This is a genomic window from Sporosarcina thermotolerans (assembly GCF_042658975.1).
GTDB classification, from domain to species: domain Bacteria; phylum Bacillota; class Bacilli; order Bacillales_A; family Planococcaceae; genus Sporosarcina; species Sporosarcina thermotolerans.
On sequence record NZ_JBHSRM010000021.1, the window covers coordinates 17,138 to 37,051 of the forward strand.

At 37.1% G+C, this 19,914-nt stretch carries 22 protein-coding genes; 16 read left to right on the forward strand and 6 right to left on the reverse strand.

Features of this window, described 5'->3' with window-relative positions; genetic code table 11:
• Window positions 1-58: 58 nt before the first annotated feature.
• From ACFPZG_RS16235 to ACFPZG_RS16260, 6 genes are all read left to right on the forward strand, one after another.
• Window positions 59-586 (forward strand): GNAT family N-acetyltransferase, encoded by a 528-nt coding sequence (locus tag ACFPZG_RS16235; protein ID WP_283734113.1) that lies wholly within the window; start codon window positions 59-61, stop codon window positions 584-586.
• Between the two features lie 137 nt (window positions 587-723).
• Window positions 724-1,884 carry an acyltransferase family protein gene (locus tag ACFPZG_RS16240; protein ID WP_317941208.1) on the forward strand — a complete coding sequence of 387 codons (1,161 nt, stop codon included), beginning with the start codon at window positions 724-726 and terminating at the stop codon, window positions 1,882-1,884.
• Between the two features lie 176 nt (window positions 1,885-2,060).
• Window positions 2,061-2,591: an AAA family ATPase gene (locus ACFPZG_RS16245; RefSeq protein ID WP_317941236.1), complete on the forward strand. Its 531-nt coding sequence runs from the start codon at window positions 2,061-2,063 to the stop codon at window positions 2,589-2,591.
• An 83-nt stretch (window positions 2,592-2,674) separates the two neighbouring features.
• Complete coding sequence (locus ACFPZG_RS16250; RefSeq protein WP_283734116.1) at window positions 2,675-3,454, forward strand: SDR family oxidoreductase; 780 nt, start codon at window positions 2,675-2,677, stop codon at window positions 3,452-3,454.
• 236 nt (window positions 3,455-3,690) lie between these two features.
• Window positions 3,691-4,296: a hypothetical protein gene (locus ACFPZG_RS16255; protein WP_283734117.1), complete on the forward strand. Its 606-nt coding sequence runs from the start codon at window positions 3,691-3,693 to the stop codon at window positions 4,294-4,296.
• 32 nt (window positions 4,297-4,328) lie between these two features.
• Window positions 4,329-4,604 (forward strand): hypothetical protein, encoded by a 276-nt coding sequence (locus ACFPZG_RS16260; protein ID WP_283734118.1) that lies wholly within the window; start codon window positions 4,329-4,331, stop codon window positions 4,602-4,604.
• Window positions 4,605-4,861: 257 nt separating this feature from the next.
• Here the strand turns inward: ACFPZG_RS16260 and ACFPZG_RS16265 are convergent, their stop codons facing one another.
• Complete coding sequence (locus tag ACFPZG_RS16265; RefSeq protein ID WP_381428012.1) at window positions 4,862-5,383, reverse strand: HXXEE domain-containing protein; 522 nt, start codon at window positions 5,381-5,383, stop codon at window positions 4,862-4,864.
• A 419-nt stretch (window positions 5,384-5,802) separates the two neighbouring features.
• Here ACFPZG_RS16265 and ACFPZG_RS16270 point away from each other — a divergent pair, with 419 nt between their 5' ends.
• Entirely contained in the window at window positions 5,803-6,294 is a 492-nt protein-coding gene (locus ACFPZG_RS16270; RefSeq protein WP_283734120.1) for a hypothetical protein, read from the forward strand.
• A 26-nt stretch (window positions 6,295-6,320) separates the two neighbouring features.
• On the opposite strand, the gene ACFPZG_RS16275 is transcribed toward ACFPZG_RS16270, so the two are convergent.
• Window positions 6,321-6,635 (reverse strand): hypothetical protein, encoded by a 315-nt coding sequence (locus ACFPZG_RS16275; protein WP_283734121.1) that lies wholly within the window; start codon window positions 6,633-6,635, stop codon window positions 6,321-6,323.
• Between the two features lie 394 nt (window positions 6,636-7,029).
• Here ACFPZG_RS16275 and ACFPZG_RS16280 point away from each other — a divergent pair, with 394 nt between their 5' ends.
• From ACFPZG_RS16280 to ACFPZG_RS16305, 6 genes are all read left to right on the forward strand, one after another.
• Entirely contained in the window at window positions 7,030-7,365 is a 336-nt protein-coding gene (locus ACFPZG_RS16280; protein WP_283734122.1) for a hypothetical protein, read from the forward strand.
• 45 nt (window positions 7,366-7,410) lie between these two features.
• The gene (locus tag ACFPZG_RS16285) at window positions 7,411-7,887 is read left to right on the forward strand and encodes a hypothetical protein (RefSeq protein WP_283734123.1); all 477 of its coding nucleotides are present in this window, start codon (window positions 7,411-7,413) and stop codon (window positions 7,885-7,887) included.
• A gap of 429 nt (window positions 7,888-8,316) precedes the next feature.
• A complete protein-coding gene (locus tag ACFPZG_RS16290) occupies window positions 8,317-8,886 on the forward strand; it encodes an RNA polymerase sigma factor (protein ID WP_317941209.1) in 570 nt (189 codons plus the stop codon).
• Window positions 8,873-10,606, forward strand: a complete 1,734-nt coding sequence (locus ACFPZG_RS16295; RefSeq protein ID WP_317941210.1) for a hypothetical protein — start codon at window positions 8,873-8,875, stop codon at window positions 10,604-10,606. The genes ACFPZG_RS16290 and ACFPZG_RS16295 overlap by 14 nt, the downstream gene beginning before the upstream one ends.
• Window positions 10,607-10,772: 166 nt before the next feature.
• The gene (locus tag ACFPZG_RS16300) at window positions 10,773-11,096 is read left to right on the forward strand and encodes a PadR family transcriptional regulator (RefSeq protein ID WP_317941211.1); all 324 of its coding nucleotides are present in this window, start codon (window positions 10,773-10,775) and stop codon (window positions 11,094-11,096) included.
• Window positions 11,089-12,318, forward strand: a complete 1,230-nt coding sequence (locus tag ACFPZG_RS16305; protein ID WP_317941212.1) for a DUF2812 domain-containing protein — start codon at window positions 11,089-11,091, stop codon at window positions 12,316-12,318. Before ACFPZG_RS16300 ends, ACFPZG_RS16305 begins: the two co-directional genes overlap by 8 nt.
• A gap of 143 nt (window positions 12,319-12,461) precedes the next feature.
• Here ACFPZG_RS16305 and ACFPZG_RS16310 read toward each other — a convergent pair whose 3' ends face one another.
• From ACFPZG_RS16310 to aepX, 4 genes are all read right to left on the reverse strand, one after another.
• On the reverse strand, window positions 12,462-13,247 hold the full coding sequence (locus tag ACFPZG_RS16310) for a YheC/YheD family protein (RefSeq protein ID WP_317941213.1): 786 nt from the start codon (window positions 13,245-13,247) through the stop codon (window positions 12,462-12,464).
• 245 nt (window positions 13,248-13,492) lie between these two features.
• Window positions 13,493-14,608 (reverse strand): 2-aminoethylphosphonate aminotransferase, encoded by a 1,116-nt coding sequence (locus ACFPZG_RS16315; protein ID WP_381428023.1) that lies wholly within the window; start codon window positions 14,606-14,608, stop codon window positions 13,493-13,495.
• Window positions 14,609-14,613: 5 nt separating this feature from the next.
• A complete protein-coding gene (gene aepY, locus ACFPZG_RS16320; protein WP_317941214.1) occupies window positions 14,614-15,750 on the reverse strand; it encodes a phosphonopyruvate decarboxylase in 1,137 nt (378 codons plus the stop codon).
• Between the two features lie 5 nt (window positions 15,751-15,755).
• Window positions 15,756-16,658 carry a phosphoenolpyruvate mutase gene (gene aepX, locus ACFPZG_RS16325; protein WP_283734133.1) on the reverse strand — a complete coding sequence of 301 codons (903 nt, stop codon included), beginning with the start codon at window positions 16,656-16,658 and terminating at the stop codon, window positions 15,756-15,758.
• A 245-nt stretch (window positions 16,659-16,903) separates the two neighbouring features.
• Between aepX and ACFPZG_RS16330 the strand changes: the two genes are divergently transcribed.
• The 3 genes from ACFPZG_RS16330 to ACFPZG_RS16340 all read left to right on the forward strand — a co-directional run bounded on the left by ACFPZG_RS16330 (window position 16,904) and on the right by ACFPZG_RS16340 (window position 19,912).
• Window positions 16,904-17,740: a sugar nucleotide-binding protein gene (locus ACFPZG_RS16330; protein WP_283734134.1), complete on the forward strand. Its 837-nt coding sequence runs from the start codon at window positions 16,904-16,906 to the stop codon at window positions 17,738-17,740.
• Window positions 17,741-17,791: 51 nt separating this feature from the next.
• Window positions 17,792-18,385 carry a DUF2441 domain-containing protein gene (locus ACFPZG_RS16335; protein ID WP_317941215.1) on the forward strand — a complete coding sequence of 198 codons (594 nt, stop codon included), beginning with the start codon at window positions 17,792-17,794 and terminating at the stop codon, window positions 18,383-18,385.
• Window positions 18,386-18,742: 357 nt separating this feature from the next.
• Window positions 18,743-19,912: a DUF445 domain-containing protein gene (locus ACFPZG_RS16340; RefSeq protein ID WP_381428029.1), complete on the forward strand. Its 1,170-nt coding sequence runs from the start codon at window positions 18,743-18,745 to the stop codon at window positions 19,910-19,912.
• Window positions 19,913-19,914: the final 2 nt, after the last annotated feature.

Below are 19,914 nucleotides of genomic sequence, written 5' to 3' on the forward strand. Positions count from 1 at the left end.
TGTGTGGTGAACAAGAAGACCGTAGTAATAACGGTTGGAATAATCAGGGGGAGATTTAATGTTTCCTACATTAGAGACAGATAGGTTAATATTACGAGAATTAACAAATGAGGATGCAGAAGGTATTTTTGCTTGTTTTTCAAACGACGATGTAACACGTTTTTACGGACAAGAAACATTAAAAAGTATTGAAGAAGCTAAAAAAATCGTGGATTTCTTTTCGAAAAGCTATATTGAAAAAAGAGGTATACGTTGGGGAATTGAGCGAAAAGAAACCAAAGGTATAATTGGGACAATTGGCTTTAACAATTGGTTGTCAAAACATAAACGAGCTGAAATTGGTTACGAAATTCACCCGCATCAATGGAGAAAGGGATATACCTCAGAAGCTGTTTCTGAAGTTCTTTCTTATGGCTTTGATGCTATGGGTTTAACTCGCATAGGTGCAGTCGTATTTATTGAAAATGAAGCCTCGAATAAATTACTAAAAAAAGTAGGTTTTCAAAAAGAGGGAGTTTTAAGAAATTATATGTACCAAGATGGAAAATCATATGATACAAATGTTTATTCCCTTATAAAAGAATAGTATTAAACAATCGGGCGCAAACGGCATAGTGACGGTGCCAGTTTTGCATATCGTGCTTGGTGTTAGGTTCTTGTTGAATTTTGAGTTATTTGAGAACCTAACATTATAGTGCAACTTTAGTGGAAAGGGGTTTATAGGTGATAAAAGAACGTAATCGTTTATATTTCATCGATAATATAAAAATAGCTTTAATTATGCTCGTAGTAGCCCACCACGCAGGACAAGCCTATGGACCTGGCGGTTGGTGGTACTATTTGGATGATGAATCTATTAACTGGTTGGGCAAATTCTTCTCTGTTAATGCAGCATTTTTTATGAGTATGTTTTTCTTATTATCCGCCTACTTTCTCCCGCCATCAATCGCGAGGAAAGGACCGAAACTGTTTTTAAAAGAACGGTTTATAAGAATTGGTATTCCATTACTATTAGGGTTTCTTGTAATGATTCCTATTCTAATGTATTTATATTACATTAATTTCAGAGATTATGGACCCATTTCATTTTTTTCTTACTATCTAAACATTTTTTTTGGACTTGGTAATCAACCTGCGAATTGGACTGGACCATCATGGCCAGATATGCAATTTGGCCATTTATGGTTTTTGCAGCATTTACTTGTGTATGCGGTTGTGTATTCAGTATGGACGATCTTTACATCTAAGAAATCCACACATATATCGGATGGGGAAATTAAGGTTTCTCAGATCTTGACTCTATGGTTGGTCGTTAGTTTAGCGACTTTCATTACAAGGATATGGTTTCCTATTGATCATTGGACAGCTTTCTTAGGATTTATTCAAACTGAATTTGCACATGTACCACAGTATGCGAGCTTCTTTTTTTTAGGCATAATGGCTTATCGTCGTAAATGGTTTTTAACGTTGAGTGCAAAAGCGGGATATATGTGGCTTGCTATTGGTCTATTACTAGTTGCCCTTTTGTATTTTGGAGGGAATTCAGTCTATCCTTTTCTTTTAAAAGGTGGACCATACTTCGGTTCGTTGACCCGATCATTTATCGAGACGTTATTGTGTATTTCGCTTGTAATCGGTCTACTAATTTTATTTAGAGAAAAAATTAACGGCACTAGTCGTTGGTCAAGGACGTTATCAAACAATGTATTTGTTGTTTATTTCATCCATGTCCCAGTAGTAGTCTTCCTTCAATATTCGTTGAATGACCTACCACTCCCGGTATGGACGAAATTTCTTATAACGACATTTTTAGGGATCATTCTAAGTTTCTTGATAAGTCATTTTGTATGGCGAAAGATTCCATACCTTAAAAATATGATGTAAAAGGAAAAAGCCGGCATAATGCTGGCTTTGCTTGGTACCAGGTTCCGGTTGGATTTTTCATAAACGTTTCTATAACTAAATGTATTAAGGAAATTAGATTTTCTTATTCCATAATCGAACAGTAAGCCTATGAGGGCTTGGTCAAGAATAATTGGAAAAAAGGTTTGGTGTTAAACATGTTTTTTGTTCAAATGTCCGGCTTTCCTGGCTCGGGAAAGTCCACACTATCCCGACAAATTGCTAAGAGAACCGGTGCGGTCATAATAGACCATGACATTGTAAAATCTGCTTTATTAAATTCAATAGACGATAGTTCAATTGATGCAAAATTCGCTGGTAAGATATCTTATAATATTGATTGGTCTTTAATTGAATTTTATTTATCTCAAGGACAGAATGTAGTATTTGATAGTCCCTGCTTTTATCAAGAAATGGTTGATAAAGGGTTGGAATTGTCTAAAAAGTATAATGTGAAATACAAATACGTTGAGTGCTACCTTAACGATTTCGATGAGGTTAATAATAGATTAAAAAACCGAGTAAGAATGGTAAGTCAAATAAGTGGGATAAATTCTGAAGAGGATTTTATATACACTTTAGAAAATAGCAAAAAACCTACAGGATGTAAGTGCCTAATAGTAGATACTGGCAAACCCTTAGAGAGCTATATTGATAAGGTAATAAATTACATAAATGAAGCGAAATAGACATTGTTCAGCTAAATGGCTTGATTGCCGATCTAAAGCGTTCAAAAAAAAAGCACAGTGCCGAGCAATCGTAAGGGGGAAATATGGGGATTTTAAAGGGGAAAATAGCAATTGTAACTGGAGCAAGTCGTTCCCAGGGTATTGGCTCTGCAATTTGTTTGAGGCTTGCAGAAGCGGGCGCCGATATTTTTTTTACACATTGGAGCAATTATGATGAAAACGAAGGTGTTGGAGTAGATGAAGGTTATCCAACAGTTTTAAGTAACCAGATAAAAAACATGGGAGTACGTTGCCATCATATGGAGATTGATTTGTCTAAGTTAGATGCACCAACAAACATTTTGAATCGTACTGAAGAAACTCTTGGCGTTGCAAGTGTGTTAGTAAATAATGCAACCTATGAAAAGTTAGTTGACTTCCGTACCTTAACCGCGGAAGTGCTTGATAGACATTATCAAATAAACAACAGTGGACCCATTTTGCTGAGCACAGAATTTGCTAAAAGGTTTGAAAAAGCCTTCCCAGGAAAAAGTGGTGGAAGAATCATTAACCTGGTCTCAAAAGGACCAGATCCCAACAATTTAGCCTATATTGCTTCGAAAGGTATGATCATTGCACTTACTGAACCACTATCAGTTGGACTTGCTCCTATTGGTATTACTGTAAATTCAGTTGACCCAGGACCGACTGATTCGGGTTGGATGGATAAATCAACAAAAGCGTCTTTATCACAACTTTTTCCTACAGGAAATGTTGGAACGCCGGATGATGCTGCAAGGTTAGTAAAATTTTTAGCGAGTGATGAATCTGCATGGATTACTGGTCAAGTTATCAAATCCGAAGGTGGATTTTTAGGCAGATAGAATACGGCAAACGGACGAATAGGCTTTCCTTTTGGAGCTTTGAATCGTCTTGAAATAAAATAAGCGCACCTTACACCGGCCCTCAGGGTTCGTGTGAGGTGTATTTTTGTTGAACATAACAAAATAGTCGGTGTGAAGAGTATGAAATGAATAGTTTGCTGAATAGTCCCTTCGTTGAAACAAAATGTTGTTTCACTCCGTCTAACTCTTATAAAGCTAAGAAGGAGAGGATAGGTTTGAAGAAATTAAGTATAATGGTGAGCATTCTTTTCTTGGCTGCTTGTTCAGCGGAAACAATAACGGATGAAAGAGCAAAACCAGAAGCGAACGTCGTGAAAGTTTCCGAGAAAGCAGTTCAACCTGTAGAGGCAGAAGAACAGGAGTATATCAAAATTTCAAAAGATAATGCTCCAAAACTTTGGAGTGATGCTGATGTTCAACTATGGAAGTATGTGATGGACTTCTCCCTTTCTGAAGAATTGGGTTATAAGCAAGAAATTACAAATTGGAGAAAAGTAGAGGATGAATTTGATAAATCGCTCTCATCACCTAATCAAACTTGGGAAAATCCAGGAAAACTATTGTTAGCATTCATGACTGATGTAGAAGTTAGCAATTACTTAGGTCAAGAAATTTGGGAGGTCAATACACGAATCGAATTTCTGGATGAGAATAATGCATTAGGCTATATCATGAGTTATGGCTTTTTTGATGATTCAACTGCTGGCTATGATACCAAATTAAAGATGAAAAAAGAGAATGGATATTGGTATATAGAATCTGCTGAAGAACGAGACCATTGTTCAAGGGGTATCGGTGAAAAAAGTGGGTTTTGTCTATAAATTCCACTAAGTTCAATATGGGGATGTGTGAAATGGAAAGGAAGTATAGTAAGTACTCCGTAATTTTAGTTGTCGTTGGGATCTTTGTTGCGTATATGATTTTTCCGCCTTTCAATATAACATTTGGAAAGTGGTCTATGGTAGCCATACCGATTGGTTTTGCCATCTACTTAACAGGTGTAATACTTGGGATAAACGCCTTTTTAAAGAAGGAACAGGGGTTTCTAAAATATATCTCAATAATTTCTATTGCATTGGGCGTTTTATATGTTTTATTCCTTTTTACTATATTTGGAGGCGAAATTTAGATTGGGAGAAAGGGGAACTCACGATTAAAAAACAATCCATAGTACTTGTAACGATTTTTGTCCTTATTGTTTCAGGTTGTGGCTCACCCCATCAGACAAACAATAATAGACTTTAAAGTTGTCGATTAGTGGGATTAATTGTACTCCCTGGTGGCCTAACAAAAAACACCATTTCTCGAATAAGAGATTGGCGTTTATTGGTAACAGGTTGATTGATGGAGCAAAAGCCTATGTTTGTGGAAAAAGGTTTAAAATAATTAATTCCACTTCTTTCCAATTTTATGACTCAGTAAAAATAACGGTATAAAGATGATCATAACAGCTATTGCACCAAGGATCGAATTCAAGGATAACATATCCGTGTTATAGAAACGGTAGAAGAATAAACTATAATAAGGAATGATCAATAATAGTGATGTCAAGAGTCCTGGAGTGTAGCACCGTAAGTACAAAGCCTGTAATGGGTGGGTGAAGATGTTTAAAGCAAAAAATAAGTTTACCCCCAAAAACAAATAATAATGTTGTGTCACTACAGCTATCAATATCAATATAGATGCAAAAATAGAAAACACGAAAACTATGACAGCAAACTGTACAGACGTAATATCGTTATAGTGATTAAGTTCTTTTTGCATAGACGAAGGAATTTTATCACGAACACGAGGATATGTTTTTTTGATCCATTTTTCAACCATAATAATTTCTTCCAAGTTATGAAGCATAAATATGATTAAGAAAGATATAATCCATACATTAATATCCACTCTTTCTTCCCCCATTTTAGGGCTAAATTATGTCAATTGCGATAGACATATACCCCTTCCACTTTTGCTCCCTGCCCCTTCTTAATGATTTTTCACTTTTTTTGTCCGTATTTATTCCAATAAACTATCTCGATTATATTAGATTATGAATATTCGGTGATTAAATTCTGGTGCAAACGAATACGCGGAAAGCGTCAGTATCAAAGAGGAAATTTTTATTAGTTACAAAGGGATTGAATAGAAAAACTACATGTAAAGATTGATTTTTTAATGCTAAGTGGTGATAAACCTCGTCTAAGCGGTGATAACCGTCCTTTAAGTGGTGATAAACATGCTCTAAGTGGTGATAAAGTGTGCTTAAGCGGTGATAACCATTTTCCTGATTGAAAATCGGGCAACTTTTATTGGGTTTATACTTTTAATGGAGGAAGTATATGAAAAAACTCACTTTAGTAACATCGATTATTTTATTTGGGTTACTCGTTGTATTTCTTGGTTTCATTTACATTAGTAATCCTATTGTTATGAACGGAAGTTATTCAACTTATGAAGATATGAGCGGAGAAAAAGATATTGTAATTCATTTTTACAACGAAGGAATTAGTAGGGTACTGTTGAAAGAAGTATTAATAAATAAACGAGTTAACAGTAAGGTGGAATTAGGGGTAAGCTATGACACTTTGCAAATTGTTCAAAGTGGGACGGATAACAACCTAATCGTGTTTGGTGAATTAGATAAAGAATACGTAGATCCCAAGATAACGAGCGAAGAAATATTAGGTATTATCAATAAAAAAGAAATGACCCCTATACACTATGGTATTAGAATTAAGGACTATGAAGAACCAATTGAATCCATCACTATTAAGTACAAGTATTTAGGATTCCCTGTTACCAAAGAGATAAAATTAAATATAGGACAATGAAAAACGCTCACGGAGAGCGTTTTATATCAGTATGCCAACTCCACTTGTAGATCCATTTCAATTTTACTCATACTAAAGAACGTGTTCAGTCTTTTTGTAATGGATTCAACCAATTCCTCTGCCATTTCATTGGGAATCGGCTTTTGATAAATCATCGTTAATCCGATAAAATAATCCTCAATCGGATTAAAAGCCGTCCCCTCTCCGCCTTCCCCTTTGCTGATGACTACTATGTAACCAGCGAAAGCTAACGTGTTCAGAATACCCGTATGTAGAATGTCTTTCTCCCGCTCACTCAATCCTGAACGGTCTTGAATCTTAATGTGAATGCCTTGTTTCAATTCTCCAACTCCCTTTTGTTCAACTCTTCGTAAGTTTACAATAGTTGATACTTAAAGTACATAATTTTACCAATTTTTCATCAGTTGGTGATTATTCTGCCATAGAATCAGATGCAAAAATAGTAGAAGTGGAGGCAGCCGTTTTTACATTATGAATTCATGAAACTAATCACTCTTTTAGAACGTATGAATATTAAGGTGATTTTTGGAAGGATATTTGTTCTACAGCTACAATTATAAAGGGGAATACAGGGATTTTAAGCACATTTGTAATTTTGGATGAAATAAAAGTACAAGAAGAATATTATGAACCTGAATTGCAAGTGATTTCTAATTTAGTTTTACAATTAAATAAAAGAAAAACACAAAAAGGGCAGTGGAGGTGTTGGAGGGAATGGAGTTCAAGCTTGGTGGCGGTGCTATTGTACTACCTTCACTACACACTACGATTATAGCAATTATAATTATTATTTTATTAATAAGATGGAGTAAACAGCTAAAAACACGCCGTTTTACTATTTTCTTTTACTTTTTGATTAGCACGTACATCGCTCCTATTTATTCTCAAAATACAAAAGATGGTGTTTTTGAGTTGTGGCTTCCTGTAGGATTTATTTTTATTATGGCTTATCTGTATGGCAGCAAAAAATATCATCCATCAAAAATAAAAGCAAGTATTTTAGGACTTTGCATAGCAATATATCAGTTGATACTTCAATATTTTTGGTAATGAAACACTACAAAGGAAAACACCAATTCAAGGGGGAGTGTTAAAATGAAGAAGTATATAATTTTAGCGGTTTTTTTATCCGCTATAGTTTTAAGTGGCTGTAATAAAACGAATAAGGAATTATCTGGAGATGTTCCCCCAGAAGTCATTATAGAGATTGACGGTGAAACATATGTAACGATACTGGGCTCATATTGTTGGGGTCCGGATTCTAGTGGAACGGCAATATGTGCTGATACTGCTGGCCCAGTAGAACTGCTTGAAGATAAAGAACCAATACAAGTACAAGTTGGCGAGAAAGTTACAGTGATAATGGATTACAAACCAAAGCCTAACGAAATTCATCTTTCACAGATAATGAATGATAAGAGAACGGAAATTGAGTTGAATAATAATCAATTTATGGCTCCAGACGAAAAAGGTACTTATTTTTATGCTTATAGTGTCTGGTGGATGGATGAAGAAGATGAGAATTTATCTCACGGTGATGCATTCTATGCGTTCGTATTGGAAGTTAAATAATCAGCAGTTGCAAAGGAGGAGAGGAAGATTAATTTAGAGTTGGTAAATAGTTCAGTTAACATTGGAGATATAGCATTCACTCTGTTTTCAATTGGATTTATAGTACTGATTATCTTCGTGGTTGTGCTATTGCTCAGAACTATTAATAAGCGGAAACATCAACTCGATAGAATTGAAAAGAAGATTGATAAGCTAAATAATTAAACAAAAAGCAGTAACGGGTAAGTGGATCATACATTAATTATCGCGCTCATTTCTTGAAAAAGAATTTGGACAAAAGGCCGGGATTCTGCCATAAAGAAAAGCAAAAAAGAGCCACGATGCTGCTCTTTTTTGCTTTTCTTTATGTTGGAACTGAGAAATTAAAATTTTAAGGGGTCAAACTTGCGTCGGCATCCGTCTAATGTATGAAAGGAGTTGTAGTTCGAATTGGAAATCAATAAGCAAAATCTTTCAAATGCAGACGAAACAAGTCAAGTTGTCGATCCTGATGAAATACTTTTGAATTATTTAATGAAAGAATACGCCACCAAACTTAAAAGAATTGCCTATCTTTATACGAATGACCATTCAGAATGTGAAGATATCATTCAGGAAGTCTTTATCAGTTGCTATCGGAACTTGTCCAAGTTTAGAAACGAGTCGAATTACGAAACTTGGTTAACCCGAATCACCATCAATAAATGTAAAGACCACCAACGGCTTTGGAGCATAAGAAACCTTATTTACATGCCATTGAAACAACTTGTAAAGACAGAAGGTTCAGCAGAAGAACAATATATACATAGCGAGAATTCGAAAGAAATATTAAAACAGATTTCGTTGCTTTCTCACAAGTTTAAAGAAGTGTTGATTTTGTATTACTTCAATGAGATGACGATGCAGGAAATAAGTGAAACACTTGGCATTAATCACAATACGGTAAAATCTCGGTTGTTACGGGGCAAAAATGCACTTCTGAAAAATTTGGAAGGGAGCAATTATAATGGAACGCTTTGAAAAGGAAATAAAAAAAGAAGTGGATGATTTCCTAAAAAGAAATATCCGGTTTACACATGAAGAGGGCGAACGAATACGGGATCGAATCGCACCAAAAGAGAAAAGGGCCATAAGATTCAACCCTGTGTATTGGACTGTATTGGCAGCAGCGGCAAGTTTATTCATCTTTATTAGTATTTCCTTCATCAATAACCCGAATGGGATTTCCATAGGGAATACCACCCTATTAGGCTTTATGAACGGTGAAGATCAGCATAACAGCTTATATAAAGGAAAATATTTAAAGATTGGGGTTATAGGAGCCATACCAGAGGTCAACGAAAAACAAATCGCTTTCCAGGAAATTAGTTTTGACCAATTTACGATAGAAGAAGTGAGGAATTTTGATGCGGTTTTTGTGATGAAGGAAAGTTTATCAACTGCTGCTGAAAAGCAGTATACCAAAATTTTCACAGACTCCCATATCCCTTTTTTCTTCATTGATTCAAACAAAGGTGCTTATCCATTTATCGATGAGAATTTAGAATATGAGGAAGCTGCTGAGATTCCTAATCATAATTACTTTGCTACCGGATACCTATTGACTATCGACGGAGAGGAAATGACATGGACGTACGAGCCAAGTAATGAAAACAATAAAGTTTCGTTTTCAGCTATCTTTAAAACCATCGAGTATGTTACGCGTATAACGTTTAATGGAAATGAAGATATCACGGATGAAGATTTAACCATTTCCATAGGGGCGGATGCGATTATCTTCTATGGCGAAGGTGCACATTGGAATGTAAGGTATATTTACAATCCGGAAATGTATGATGAAAAAAAGGTAAATTGGGTTGAAATTGAATTGCAAGATTCAGAACTGTCACTGGAAGACTTAAATAATATTGACATTGAGTTTGAAGGTAGAGATGGGGTAATTACAGGAAATGTGGGAGGTATGGTAACAAAAATTAAAGATAACGTCATTTCATTTTTAGTTGGTACCGTTAATAATGAAACATATAAAGAGGATAAATATAAAATCAAGATAAAATTCAATGATCAACAAGATGTCATAAGGTTGAAGTTCCTGTCTAAAGGATCTAACAATAATGAATATGAAAAAGAAGATATCACGTCTATGGATGACTCTAAAATAAGCGATGGAAACGATTTAACCCTTGTTTTAGAGCAATCCGGCAGGGAAGATATTCACCTAAAAATTGAAAAGCTTCCTGTTTTACTGTCCTATTTAACTCAAAGTGACGATCTGGAATTAGAAATGAGCAGATTGCAGAGTACCTTTATTCTTACACATCAAGACAAGGATTACTTTCTCGTGAGTTTCAATTGTGGTGTGAAGCTTTGCGATCAACTATTGGTAGAGCATAGTAGTAAAGATGAAGTTCAATCAATTGTGGTATCAGAATCGAGCCTCCTTCAAGATGTAAAACTACAAGAGGACCATTTGGCGCTCCTATTTGGGAGGAACGAGGGGGTTGCAGTCGTAAGAAATCAAGTTGCACTATTGAACGTAAAGGAGTTCATAAAAGTCTCGCCACCACCGCAACTCGAAGTATTGGAATCCTTTGAATACCCAATCGCACGGATTGAGTGGAAGAATAATGCTTTAAAGGCTGCAATCGCCGATTTAGAGGAACCAACATTTGAAAATATTGTGGAATGGAATAAAAATAATGGAGAGCCAATTCAAGAGTTGCTGTGGGAATTCAAATAGAAGCCTAACAGGTGAAAACGAACAGATCATTGTGTCTGTACGTTCTCACCTGTTTTTAATTTGCCAAAGTGCCGGATTTTTCTATTTACAAAAACAAGTAATATAGATACTATTATGTCATACGATATATCGTGATACGTAATAGCTTCAGAAAGGAGGGCAAGATGTGACATATACAGGAGGACCGATGACTGAAGCGATGTACTATGTACTTCTTGCATTATTGAATCCTAACCATGGTTATCAATTAATGCATTCAATTAGTGAAGTTTCTGACGGGAGAATAAAAATGGGGCCGGGAACACTATATGGCGTGCTTTCGCGCATGCAAAAAGACGGTCTGATTTCTTTGGCGGAAGAGGATGGAAGAAGAAAAACGTATGAGATTACACAAGAAGGAAAAGTTGCCTTACGGGTGGAGTTCAATCGTCTAAAGTCTCAAATCGCGGACGGAAAAATGATAGAAGAAGGTGAGTATGAAAATGGGTAAGTCGGTTTACAAAGTTCGACCAAATGATTATTGGCGGATCGGAGAGCATGAAAACTGGTTTGAAGAGATGGCTGCAGCAGGTCTTCATTTAAAAAAGTTGGGGAGAATGTTCATTTCTTTCAAAAAAGGTGAACCGAAACAAATGAAATATCGGATTGACATCTCAATCGACCGGAAAATTTCTGATGATCAGTTGGAAATGTATGCTGAAAGTGGATGGGATTATGTAACGCGGGATAAATTCTTTTACGTTTTTTCTTCACCAGTAGAGGTAAACGCACCAGAACTACATACAGATTCCGCGGAACAATCATATACGATAGAGAAACTGGACAACAAATTAGCGGGCAATGCCTTTTTCACGGGTGTGGCAACAATCCTTATGATTGGAATGCTGAGTGCGATTTGGTTTTTGGAAGGAACACCGATTTATGTTCTTATAGAAGGTTGGGCAATTCAACAAACCATTCTCGCAGCTTTCATCGGATATACAGCTTACACTTCTCTTCGGGCATCTTTCTCCATTCGTACATTACGAAAGAATCTCATGGAAGGAAAGCCGATTAACCGTCATGCAACTTGGAAAAGTAGCGATCGCCTGCGTTCTGCTTTCGTTGTAGTTTTTACAATTATTATCGGATTAAGCGCGGTGATCCCCATTGTTCAACTCGTTAAAAATACGACTGAAACATTGCCTGAAGAGAATATTGACTTGCCTATTGTCAGGTTGGCGGACATTGAACGAAATCCAGATTTAATTCGTGACGAGTTAGGATACATGGATGATGGAGTCGACTGGGGGAATCGATATACTTTTAAGTGGGGTCCATTTGCGCCAGTGCAATATGAGACAGATGAAGGCGGACTTGTCCCAGGAAAAATGTGGAGCGATGGCAGCGGACGATATTCACCAAGTGTACATACAAAGGTCTATCAGTTAACGATTCCAACGATGGCAGACAGTCTCATCGCTGACTTGGTGAAGTGGTATCAATTTGATGAAAATAAAGAGGATTACGTGGAGATGAACCATCCTAATCTTGATCGGCTAATTGTCTATGAAGAAGCGGATATGAAGAAAATCTTTGCTTCCAAAGGAAAAGGAGTCATCTTCGTCCGTTATTATGGAGATGCAGATACGAATACGATTGTGGACGAAATCGAAAAGAAAATAATGCTCATTTCTGGAAGCGAAAATATTTCTGAAAATGAGGACAAATAAGGACCTTCTCAACTCGTGAAATACCTATTATAGATAGGGTTAATAGAGTTGTGCTTCCTTGTGGAAAATTTATCTCCTTAAGGAAGCACACTGTTAATGCTGTTTCATAGCGCCCATTTGCCGACGGCATACTTTTAACACTTTCAAGTTTCACCTGATTCATTTTGCATTTTTCGTATCTTGACAATTCGATTCCAAATTACCTTATCCTCAATTCGCGCAAATGAGCGGATACTTGGTGTCGTATTCACTTCCAATAATATAGGTGTCCCCTCTTGATTGACCCCGAAGTCAATTCCATACTCTCTATTGGGCAAAGCGGAATGGATTACCATCGCTGCTTGGATTGCAATCTCTTCTATTTTCTTTACTATTTCCTTTTGAAGTTTGATTGGTGTATCTGATAATATTTCGGAAACGGTCACTACGTTTGCGCCCCTATGGGTATTCACAATCCCGTTTTCTGTCGTTAGGCCGGTTTGGGTGGTGCTGATTGCTCCGTACATCCCGCCAATCACCCAATTGCCTTTCAGTTTTTGAACATGAACCCGAATAATAAAAGGCTGTCCATTTTGGTTGTAGCTATGGATATTTTCTTGAATAATATAGAGACCGCTTTCTCTGCCAAGCTTTATAAATGGATGAAGAAGCTGCTGAATTTCGTTAACCTTTGGAAGGGATTTTCGTATGGGTGTTCCTTGAATTGTAGTTCCATTTACGTAGTAGTTCCCATAGATACTTTTGTGAATCTTTAAAATTGCTCTGCCTTGGCCCGTCGTATCATGTTTCACGTAGACAGACTGATAGCGTTTTAAACAATAATCCAAATTGCTTTCACTGTAAAGAAGCGTTTCCGGAATATGTTTTGCGACAAATGGATATTGCTGTAATAATACATTTTGCTCCCATTTCCCCATTGCTCTCTTCATATAAACCACCTCATTTCGTAGTTTTTTTTGCTTTTTCGTTCGTCCTGATTGTCCAACCAATCTCCTTTTAGGTGGCCGCTGTTGTTTCCCTGCTCTTTTCTATTCTATGCATACGGAATAATTGTTTCTGGATATCTAGGAAAGGTTGTATGAAGAGGAGGGGGATACTTAGGCGCTTGTCTATATAAAACTCCAACCAGCCAAATGACCTCCTTTGTTCGGAGGTCATTTGTGTTTTTATCCAATTAGTTCGCAGAATAACCTATATGTTGAAGATACGTTTCCAATAAGGTTAGGAAATGCTCAATATCTTTTTTCGTTAAATCACCTATATTGGCCACCCTAAAGGAATTCAAATTGGCATGCTTTCCAGGATAGATCGTTATGCCGTTTCTGTATAAATAATCATGCATGCTATCAAAATCATATGCCTCACATGCAGGCTCGACGATTGCGGTAATAATTTTTGAATGGTGCTCGGCAGCGACAAGATGATGTAATCCAAGTTTCTTGATGCCAGCGATTAGCGTTTCCCAACATTGAGAATAGCGTTCGTATCTTTCTTTTACGCCTTCTTCTTTTACTTCTTGGATCGCTTGTTTTAACGCATACATTGTCTGAACAGGCGGGGTGAACCGCATTTGACCTGTTTGCTTGAAATGTTTATATTGCGCATATAGATTTAAGTAATAATTCGTTGGCTTTGTCTTTTTCTCTTTCTCTACTTCATCTCTTTTTGCTACAACAAAAGAGACACCTGCCATACCTTGCAAGTTTTTATTGGAACTCGCTGCTAGGTAACTGATGTTCATTTTACTCATTTCAATTGGAATCGCAGAGAACGAGCTCATGGCATCTACCATCATTGTCATCTTGTTTTCCTTACAAATTGCCCCAAGTGATTCAATATCATTTAATAAGCCTGTTGTTGTTTCATTGTGCACAACAGCAAGATAGGAGGCAGGTTGCGCTAATTTTTGAATGAATAATTGAAATTGATCGAGTTGAATCGGTTGATCTAATGGGCTTACATACTCAACCCAATCTAGTCCGTATGCTTCTGCAATTGCACACATTCGTTTTCCATATGCTCCGTTATTAATGATGATGATGACCCCGTCATTCATGACTGAACTCAAGATTGACTCCACTGCAGCAGTACCGGAACCGCCGAACAAGATGGTTGTATAGTCCTCCGTATCTGCAACGATGCTCGTAAGTTCGGAAGATATGAATCGCATAATCTCACCGAATTCCTTTTCACGGGGGCAAATATCTGGGACGATTTGTGCAAATTTAACCGTATCGGTTGTCGTGGCGGGACCGGGATTTAATAAAATGTTTCTCTTCACTTTTCGCATGCTGCTCATCCTTTTTCATTTATAAATCTTTGAAGTCGTGCTTTCACTTCACGAGGCGTAACGTTTGGGCGACCTAAGTTTTGTTTAGATCCTTTTGCAATTTTAATATAAAAAAAAGAGAGACCTTTTGTCTTTTTCCATTCTTGTATTTCATTTTCGAGTTCTTCTATACTATGAATATAAATTGATTTTTCGTACCCGCAAGCGGCCGCAATGTCTACAAAGTTTACATTGTGAGAAACGGTACTTTGCCCTCCAGTTGAATCATGGGTTTGATTATCTAAAAGGATGTGTAGCATATTTTCGGGTTGATAGGCACCGTTTGTTGCTAGACTTCCCATTCGCATCAGCAATGAACCATCTCCATCCATGACAACTACATTGAGTTCTTTTCGTGTAAGAGCTAATCCCAATCCAAGTGAACTGACACACCCCATGGAACCAACCATGTACAGGTTGTTCAGGGCATCTTCCACTTCATACAGTTCTCTGCCCGTTTTACCAGTTGTGGCTAACTGCACGGTCTTCTCATCTTTGCATCGATTGATCACGTTCAACGTTTCCATTCGACTTGGTAGTTCATCTGAGGAGGTTTTTTCGATTTTAATCTTATTTTTATGGTTGGAATGTTCCTCAAGTTTCATGTTTTCCTTTTCAAATGTATCTTTTTTAACTACAAAGAAAAATGGTTGTTGTTTCTCGATCCACTCATTAGCTATTTCAAGCTGTGCCTTTGCATCGTTAAAATCACTTGATAGATACTGCCATTTGATTTGCATGAGGTCTAACAATTGAGGTGTGATTTGTCCCATTAATTCATGCTGAGGTTCATCGATCAAACCGGGTTCTCCTCGCAGACTAACAAACCCAAGCACGGGTAGTTGAAATGGAAAGGTTAAAGAGGTAAGAGGGGAAACAGCATTCGCAAGTCCCGAGTTTTGCATGAGAACAACTGATTTATGTCCTCCTAAGTACGCCCCCGAACAAATCGCGACAGCATCGCCTTCATTCGCAGCAGCAACATAGTTACACTCATTGATAGCGTAGTTAATAAGACTTTTTAAAAATGAACAGGGGACTCCACTGTAAAAGTCAAAACCAAGTTTTTTCAATTCGTTTCCAAATGCACTTGTGTTCAACAAAAAAATCACTCCGTCTCCGGTTGTGATGGGTGAGTAGCGGAAGGCAAATATTTCTTTTCCGCTATTTGAAGTTCTTCTGCATTTTGTAGTCTAAAAACTTCATCAACATTTACAATTGAATTCTCAACTTGCATAAGACTCTCGTCTTTATGGATTTGCTTTGAAATGTCCTGCATAGCCGTAATCGATGCTCGTAAGTTTTGGTTCGCCCAAATGATTGCATTCACTCCTGCTTTTACGAATTCAGAAGTTGGCGTCGAATAATATTTTGTAGGAACAATCACAACTGGATGCCTATTCTTCCACACTTTCATAAAATCTTCAATTTGGGCAAAGTCGGAATCTTTACTATGAATAAGAACCGCATCGGCTCCAGCTTGCCTATAGGCCTCCGCCCGAGCAAGGGCTTCTTCTACTCCCCAACCTGCGATAAAAGCTTCAACCCTCGCGACAACTACAAAATCATCATCCAATTGAGTGTCTTTCATCGCTTTTATTTTCCCGCAGAACTCTTCAATCGGTGCAAGGGGCTGAGCTGTTCCGTTTATAAAAGAGTTTGTTTTTGGAAATAGTTTATCTTCAATGCATACACCGGCTATATCGATTTGTTCGAGCTTCATAACTAACCTTCGGGCGTTGTTGAAATTTCCGTAGCCTGTATCCCCATCCAAGAGAATAGGAATTGTCGTTGCATCACTCATAAACCCAAGAATATCTACTACTTGCGTCCATGAAACTTCATTATTATCACGAACACCCATGGACGCCGATATCGAAAGTCCACTAGCCCAGATCCCTCTAAACCCGGCTTCCTCTACAATTTTTGCAGATAAACCGTTATGAGCCTCCATTAAGTACTCAAGTTGTGGTGAATTCAGTAAACTTTTTAATTTGGTCGTTTTCTTCATGACTATCCCCTACCTTGGGTCTGCTTTAATTTTATTTATTTACCTTTATTAACATACGTAAGAATTTTGTGAATTGGCAGGGCACAACGTCAAAAGGATTATCTTCGTGAGGTGAAAGTCATGAAGACTCTTATTATTGATAGATTATCAAGAGTAAAGTTTTAGTTTCTTCAATCTAACTGTGTGCCATGCAACCTTCTATAAATAGAATCGTCAAAATAATTGTGGAAGTTGAGGGGGGAATTATGAAGGTTCTTGTCTTAGGAGCAAGTGGTTTTCTTGGTGGTCATGTTTATCATAATCTATTAAAAGATAATCGATTCAAGGAGATATTGGGGACAAGCAAATCATCAGAAATAGAAAGTTTATACAATATTGATATTAATGATGAGAAAAAGTTTGGTGAAATTTACAGGAATTATAACCCTGATTTTGTCATTTGGACTGTGATGGGTACTGTTAACGAAGAGACATTAATACATACGGGTTTAAAACAACTGTTAAATATGATGGATCAACATACAAAGTTGATTTACGTTTCGACGGATGGAATATTTTCAAGTGGGGAAGGTTGTTTTGATGAATGTGCTGCACCTTCTTATCTTGATACCCAAAACCCACTATCAAGCTATACAAATGCTAAATTAGACGGTGAAAAAATGATTCAGAAAGAACATCAAAATTATATTGTTGTTCGAACTGGTCCATTGTACGGTCAAGATAGTAAGGGGAATTGGGATTCAAGGGTATTGGCTTTACAATCCGCTTTGTTAGCCAATAAACCTTATAAAAGAGCTGATAATCTTTTTAAAACATTTGTTTATGTTGAAGACCTTGCAAATGCGATAATTGAACTGTTGTCTATTGACTACACGGGATTTTTGCATGTTGGTCCAAAAACAAAAGAAAGCTATTATACCTTTTCTTTAAGGATGGCTGAAAAATTAAAATTGGATAATACGTTACTTGAACCAGATAGAATTCCAATAAAAGAAGCTAAGAAAAGGGGAGTTTCTTTAGATACTTCTTTAAACACTGTAAAATGCAGTACTTTGTTAAAAACAAAGTTTAGAGAAGTATAATTATTTTCATGACTGCTAACAAAAGACTTTCTGAAAATGGGGGCAAATAAAGTGGGGGAAAAACAATTTTATGCGTATCATCTTGTAACAAGAAATAAAATGTACCTTGGACAGATCATCCATTTCGATGATAATCAAAAAAACACCTTATACCGCTTCTTCTTTGAAAAGGAGATAGTGAATTCCAGAGGTGAAGATTATGTACACATCCTTCATAGCCACTACACACGTGAGGGTCTGAATCTAACAAAAGAAGATGCAGATGTTGCCATTATGTCTATAGGGCAAACGAGTAGAGCTATTCGGGAAGTGATAGTGGAAATGGTACGGCTTGAGGAATTCCCTGAATATCCATCACGGTTATCCTGCCTATATGCGGCGAAAAGTTATGAGGATGTCCTTAAGTGGAGGCAAGTATTTGATTCATTCAATCGCAAAGTCTTGCAGATTGTTAAGCTTAAGGTTACCGGAAGTTATTTCGAAGGGGATGGGGATCTACTACCAAAAGAAGACGGCGTTCCTTTCTCAAAAAAAATAGAACAAGCAAGGGAATATTGGCATGGCAATGAACATAACACTCTTCCTGAGCTATTGATAAACGGAAAGATTGAAGTCGTGGAAATTATTGATGATTTTTTTGAATGAACTATATACCGTTTAAGCCGATTACTCCTAACAGTAATCGGCTTTGATTATGAAGTGTCCTGGTTTTAGGTAACTCTGTTATTGAAGTGGAAATCAAACTTCTTATTATTAGAATAACTAAATTCATTAAACGGAGTTCATGGTCCATAGTAACTGCCGCAATCCTTCACCATTAGACTTACAACTTTGGTGAAAGTTTTAAGAAAAAAGAATAAATAGCTCTATTCGAAACTTTTTTACGTCGTACTCGTAAGATTAAGTATACAAAACAATAAGTTGAAACTAATGCTCTGTTTCATAACCACAACGAATACTTTTTCCAAATGATCACATTCTGTTATAATTGGAACCGAACGAATGAGAAATCAGGTGAAGCGATTGGATTTTATATGGACATTGCTATTTATGGCCTTTATCGGAGCATTGATCGGAGGATTTACGAATCACCTTGCGATTAAAATGCTATTCAGGCCTCATGAAGCAAAATATATCGGTAAATGGCGGCTGCCTTTTACACCCGGGCTCATTCCAAAACGCCGAGATGAACTCGCCGTACAATTAGGGAAAACCGTCACAAATTATTTATTAACGCCTGATATGTTCCGGAACAAATTACTTACGCCTGAAAATGAAAAAAAGGCGACGGCATTTCTTCAAAACAAGATTGAGGAACAAGTTCTTCATTCGGACAAGACATTGAATGATTGGTTGCAATTGGCTGGAGTTTCCAATTTAGCGCAAAACGTCGAGAATAAAATGGAAGCAATCATCGACACGCAACTCATGAATGTACGCGCCAAGTTGACGACGGGTACAATTGAAGAAGTCGTCCCGAAGATCTGGCAAGAGCAAGTGAAGGAAAAAATCCCGACTGTTACGTCATATATCCTTAATCGTGCGGAGCAATATATTGACTCCCCCGAAGGAAAAGTGATGTTTCAAAAAATGATCAATGACTTCTTGGAGTCGAAAGGAACATTTGGAGGCGTCTTGGGCATGTTCTTCGGCGATTCGAATTCACTCGTTGAGAAGGTGCAAAAGGAAGCGTTGAAATTCATTAATGCTCCAGGAACTTTTAATCTTCTCCATTCATTGATTGATAAAGAATTCACGAAGCTTCAAAAACGCCCGACAGCTGAATTGCTCTCCGATTTTAACTGGGAAGGACTGTTCACTTCTGTCAAAGCATATGCTAAAAAGGAACTGGCGCTTGAATCGAGATTGGATAAAACAATCCAAGACTATTGGCCACAAGGATCCGAATGGACTTCAGAAAATCTAACTCCGAAGCTTATCGATTTCGGTTTTAATCAAGCGGAAAAGCAACTTGAGTTGTCGCTTAAGAAGTTGAAACTGGATGAAATCGTCAAGGAACAGGTCGATACGTTCCCGGTTTCCGTTCTTGAAGATCTTGTCCTTGGCATTTCAAGAAGAGAATTTAAAATGATTACCGTGCTTGGTGCATTATTAGGCGGTATAATTGGGATTGTACAAGGATTGATCGTCTTTTTCACAAACTTATCGTAGGG

Excerpts from the sequence above, each read along its gene's own strand:
- ACFPZG_RS16235 (WP_283734113.1), top strand. The coding sequence starts at position 59 with ATGTTTCCTACATTAGAGACAGATAGGTTAATATTACGAGAATTAACA.
- ACFPZG_RS16245 (WP_317941236.1), top strand. The coding sequence starts at position 2,061 with ATGTTTTTTGTTCAAATGTCCGGCTTTCCTGGCTCGGGAAAGTCCACA.
- ACFPZG_RS16250 (WP_283734116.1), top strand. The coding sequence starts at position 2,675 with ATGGGGATTTTAAAGGGGAAAATAGCAATTGTAACTGGAGCAAGTCGT.
- ACFPZG_RS16260 (WP_283734118.1), top strand. The coding sequence starts at position 4,329 with ATGGAAAGGAAGTATAGTAAGTACTCCGTAATTTTAGTTGTCGTTGGG.
- ACFPZG_RS16265 (WP_381428012.1), bottom strand. The coding sequence starts at position 5,383 with ATGGGGGAAGAAAGAGTGGATATTAATGTATGGATTATATCTTTCTTA.
- ACFPZG_RS16270 (WP_283734120.1), top strand. The coding sequence starts at position 5,803 with ATGAAAAAACTCACTTTAGTAACATCGATTATTTTATTTGGGTTACTC.
- ACFPZG_RS16280 (WP_283734122.1), top strand. The coding sequence starts at position 7,030 with ATGGAGTTCAAGCTTGGTGGCGGTGCTATTGTACTACCTTCACTACAC.
- ACFPZG_RS16285 (WP_283734123.1), top strand. The coding sequence starts at position 7,411 with ATGAAGAAGTATATAATTTTAGCGGTTTTTTTATCCGCTATAGTTTTA.
- ACFPZG_RS16295 (WP_317941210.1), top strand. The coding sequence starts at position 8,873 with ATGGAACGCTTTGAAAAGGAAATAAAAAAAGAAGTGGATGATTTCCTA.
- ACFPZG_RS16305 (WP_317941212.1), top strand. The coding sequence starts at position 11,089 with ATGGGTAAGTCGGTTTACAAAGTTCGACCAAATGATTATTGGCGGATC.
- ACFPZG_RS16310 (WP_317941213.1), bottom strand. The coding sequence starts at position 13,247 with ATGAAGAGAGCAATGGGGAAATGGGAGCAAAATGTATTATTACAGCAA.
- ACFPZG_RS16315 (WP_381428023.1), bottom strand. The coding sequence starts at position 14,608 with ATGCGAAAAGTGAAGAGAAACATTTTATTAAATCCCGGTCCCGCCACG.
- aepX (WP_283734133.1), bottom strand. The coding sequence starts at position 16,658 with ATGAAGAAAACGACCAAATTAAAAAGTTTACTGAATTCACCACAACTT.
- ACFPZG_RS16330 (WP_283734134.1), top strand. The coding sequence starts at position 16,904 with ATGAAGGTTCTTGTCTTAGGAGCAAGTGGTTTTCTTGGTGGTCATGTT.
- ACFPZG_RS16340 (WP_381428029.1), top strand. The coding sequence starts at position 18,743 with ATGAGAAATCAGGTGAAGCGATTGGATTTTATATGGACATTGCTATTT.